This is a genomic window from Streptomyces niphimycinicus, from assembly GCF_018883605.1.
In the GTDB taxonomy this organism is placed as follows: domain Bacteria; phylum Actinomycetota; class Actinomycetes; order Streptomycetales; family Streptomycetaceae; genus Streptomyces; species Streptomyces niphimycinicus.
Genome location: NZ_JAHLEM010000006.1, coordinates 1 through 4,428, shown reverse-complemented (window position 1 = coordinate 4,428; position 4,428 = coordinate 1). Strand labels below are relative to the sequence as shown.

1 protein-coding gene is annotated in these 4,428 nt (G+C 72.1%); it reads right to left on the bottom strand.

What is annotated here, in order from left to right; genetic code table 11:
• The coding region (locus tag KN815_RS00695) for a non-ribosomal peptide synthetase (protein WP_216339116.1) at positions 1–4,428 on the bottom strand (4,428 nt) is incomplete at both ends.

Here is a 4,428-nt window from a genome sequence, read left to right as displayed (position 1 = left end):
CCACCAAGGGGTCGGGCCCCTCGAACTGCCGCTTCCAGAGGGCGAGTTCCTCGAGGCGGGAGGGGTGCCCGGCGAGGGTGGTGAGGTGTTCGGCCCAGCCCCGCAGCGAGGTGCCGACCGGCTCCAGCTCACGCCCCTCCACCGCCGCGGCCAGATCCGGCAGCAGAATCCGCCAGGAGACCCCGTCGACCACCAGATGATGCGCCACCAACAGCAGCCGACCGGGGGCGTGCGCGCCGTTGTCGAGCCATACGGCCCGGACCATCTCACCGGCCTCAGGTCTCAATGGCCTGTCCCGCAGCGGCTGACCGCGCAATACTCCGGGGTCGGTCACGCGCGTGATCACATCGGCCGCGTCGACGGTGCCCCGCGGTCCGGTCTCCAGGTCCCAGGCGCCGTCACCCTCGCCTCCGAGCCGCATCCGCAGCGCGTCATGGTGGTCGAGCACCGCCTGCAACCCGGCCGTCAACCGCTCAAGCGTCAGCCCGGCGGGCGTACGCACCAACACCGACTGATGGAAACCGTCCACCGGCCCACCTCGCTCCCGCAGCCAGTGCACGATCGGGGTCAGTGGCACCACACCGATGCCATGATCCGGTGGCTCCACCGCCGTCGCCCGGACCTCCCCGGCCATCGCGGCGAGCGCGGCCACCGTGCGGTGCTGGAAGACATCGCGCGGGGTGAAGACCAGCCCGGCGGCACGGGCCCGGCTGACGAGCTGGATGGAGACAATGCTGTCCCCGCCCAGATCGAAGAAGTTGTCGTCCGCCCCGACACCCGACAGCCCCAGCACATCCGCGAACACCGCGCACAGCGCCTCCTCGCGCGCGGTGGCGGGAGCCCGTCCCTCGGCCACCGGCCCGAAGTCGGGCGCCGGAAGGGCCCGGCGGTCCAGTTTGCCGTTGGGCGTCAGCGGCAGCCGCTCCAGCGCGACGAAGGCGGCCGGAACCATGTACTCGGGCAGTTCGGTGCCCAGGTATTTCCTCAGCTCACCGGCGTCGGGGCCGCCCTCGGCGACGACGTACGCCACGAGCTGCTTCACACCGGCGCGGTCCTCCCGGGCGATCACCGCCGTCTGCCGGACCTGCGGATGGCGGACGAGAACCGCCTCGATCTCCCCCAGCTCGATCCGGAAACCACGCACCTTCACCTGCTCATCGGCGCGCCCGACATACTCCACATTCCCATCCGCCCGCCACCGCACCACATCACCCGTGCGATACATCCGCGCACCCGCCCCGCCATACGGATCCGCCACAAACCGCTCCGCCGTCAACCCCGGACGCCGCACATACCCCCGGGCGAGCTGCACACCGGCGAGATACAGCTCACCGGCGACTCCCGCGGGCACCGGCCGCAGCCGTGAATCCAGCACATACAGCCGGGTGTTCCACACCGGGGCGCCGATCGGCACCGGCCCGGCGGGGTCCTGGGCGGAGCACTCCCACGAGGTGACATCCACGGATGCCTCGGTGGGCCCGTACAGATTGTGCAGCGGCACGTCCAGCGTCTCGTAGAAGCGGGCGCGCAGCTCACCGGGGAGTGCCTCCCCGCTGCACAGGACGCGGCGCAGACCGGTGCAGTGGGCGACGGTGGGCTCGGTGAGGAAGACCTGGAGCATGGACGGGACGAAGTGCACGGTGGTGACGTTCTCGTCCCGGATCAGCCGGGCGAGATACGCCGGGTCCTTGTGGCCCTCCGGCCGGGCGACCACGAGCCGGGCGCCGGTGATGAGCGGCCAGAAGAACTCCCACACCGAGACGTCGAAACCGGACGGTGTCTTCTGGAGCACCCGGTCGGAGGCGTCGAGCCCGTACCGCGCCTGGGTCCACAACAGCCGGTTGACGATTCCCTCGTGCGGGACGAGCACGCCCTTGGGCTTGCCCGTGGAACCCGAGGTGTAGATGACATAGGCGGTGTTGCGGCCGGTCAGCGGGGCGGGCCGCTCGGCGTCGGTGAGATCGCGGTCGGCGTGGCCCGCCAGCGCCGCCCGGGTGTCCGCGGTGTCCAGCAGCAGCCGGGGGGTGTCGTCGTCGGGCGGCAGCGCCTCGGTGATGTCCGCGGTGGTGAGCAGCATCGCGGGGTGGGCGTTCCCCAGGATGTGGCGGATGCGCTCGGCCGGGTAGTCGGGGTCGACCGGCACATAGGCGGCGCCCGACTTCAGTACGGCCACCAGAGCGACGATGAGGTCCAGGGAGCGCGGCAGGGCGAGGGCCACGAACCTCTCCGGGCCCGCTCCCCGCTCGATCAGCAGCCGCGCCAGCCGGTTGGCGCGGGCGCTCAGCTCCGCGTAGGTCAGCGTCCGGCCTTCGAAGACCACGGCGGTGGTGTGCGGGGTACGGGCGGCCTGGGCCTCGATCAGCTCGGTGAGCGTGGCCGAGGGGATGTGGTGCTCGGTGGCGTTCCAGTTGACCAGCGTCCGCTCGCGCTCCGCGGCGTCCAGGATGTCGGCGTCGGCGACGGGCCGGTCGGGGCCGGTGGCGATGGCTTCCAGCAGCCGGTTGAGCCGGGTGCCGATGGCCCGCACGCTGTCGGCGGCGAACAGCTCCGGCCGGTATCCGAGGCGCAGGGAGAGCCGCGGGCCCGGAACCGCCACGAGGGTGAGCGGATAGTGCGTGGCGTCTTCCGCGCCGGCCTCGGTGACCCGCAGCCCGCTGTCGGCGCTGTCCAGCAGCTCCGGGTCCAGGGGGTAGTTCTCGAAGACGGTGAGGGTGTCGAACAGCTCCCCCACCCCGGCCAGTCGCTGGGTGTCGTGCAACCCGATGTACTGGTGCTCCATCAGCGCCGCCTGCTGCTCCTGGAGGCGGGTCAGCAGTTGGGCCCAGCTCTCCTCCGGGAGCGGCGTCACGCGCACGGGCAGCGTGTTGATGAACAGGCCGACCATCGATTCGACGCCGCCGATCTCGCCCGGCCGTCCGGAGACGGTGGCGCCGAAGACCACGTCCTCGGCTCCGGTGAGCCGGCTGAGCAGCACCGCCCAGGCGCCCTGGACCATGGTGTTCATGGTCAGCCCGAGTCCCCGGGCGCGGTCGGTCAGCGCGGTGGTGAGCTCCGGCGACAGGTCGAGGGTGACCCGCTCCGGGGGCAGGGCCGGGGTGTCGGTGCCCGTCGGGGCGAGCAGCGTGGGCTCCTCGATGCCCGCGAGCGCCTGTCGCCACGCTTCCTCGGCCGCCTCCCGGTCCTGGTCCGCGAGCCAGAGCAGATAGTCCCGGTAGGGGGTGGTGGGGGGCAGTTCCGTGTCGTCACCGCCGCGTGCGTACAGCGCGAACAGCTCCTGGGCCAGCAGCGCCATCGACCAGCCGTCGAGCAGGAGGTGGTGGTACGTGAGGAGCAGCCGGCAGCGGTCGTCGGCGAGCCGCAGCAGGACGAAGCGCAGCAGCGGTGGCGCCGCCGGATCGAAGCCGCGGGATAGCTGCTCCTCCGCGATCCGGGTGAGCTCGGCCGTCTGCTCGTCCGGGGCGAGACCGCGCAGATCCCTGGTATCCCAGGGCAGTTCCACCTCGTGGTGGACGACCATCACGGGGGTGCCGAGCTGCTCGTGGCGGAAGCCCGAGCGGAGGTTGGGATGCCGGTTCAGCAGGGTCCGCGCGGCGGCGCGCAGGGCGCGTTCGTCCAGTGTTCCCGCCATGGCGAGGAAGAGCTGCACGGTGTAGACGTCGGCGGCGCCCTCGTCGAACAGGGCGTGGAACAGCAGCCCTTCCTGCATGGGCGAGGGCGGCAGCACATCCTGGAGATCGGGGCAGGTGCGCTCCAGGGTGTCGATCTCGTCCTGGGCGAGGGCGACCAGCGGAAGGTCGGAGGGGGTGCGACCACCCGCTCCCGGTGCCTCGGCGTGGGCGGCGAGGGTGTCCAGGGCGCGGAACCAGGTCTCGGCCAGGTCGCGTATGTCGTCTTCGGAGAGCAGGCCGTCCGGCCAGCTCCAGGTGGCGTGCAGTTGTGCACCGTCCTGGGTGTCCAGGGTGAGCGCGTCGACGTCGACGGTGTGGACGAGCGGCATGTCCTCGTCGCCGCCGCCGGACGCGCTCTCCACCGCCCAGTCGGTGTCGGTGCCGGTCGCGAGGCGGCCGAGGTAGTTGAAGCCGATTTGCGGGGTCGGCAGGGCGCCCAGCTCGCGCGCGGTGTCGGGGTTGAGGTGGCGCAGCAGACCGTAGCCGATGCCATTGTCGGGCAGGCCGCGCAACTGCTCCTTGACCCGCTTGAGGGCCCGTCCGGCCTGCGGCCCGCCCTCCCAGACCTCGTCCCAGTCGGCCACTCCGGGCTCCAGGCGCACCGGGTGGAGGCTGGTGAACCAGCCGACCGTGCGGGACAGGTCGGCGCCCTCGACGACGTCCTCCCGGCCATGGCCCTCCAGGTCCACCAGCACACCGGTGGCCTCCGCGTGGCCCCTGCGCCGCCGCCAGTCGGCCACCGCCAGCGCCAGGGCCGTCA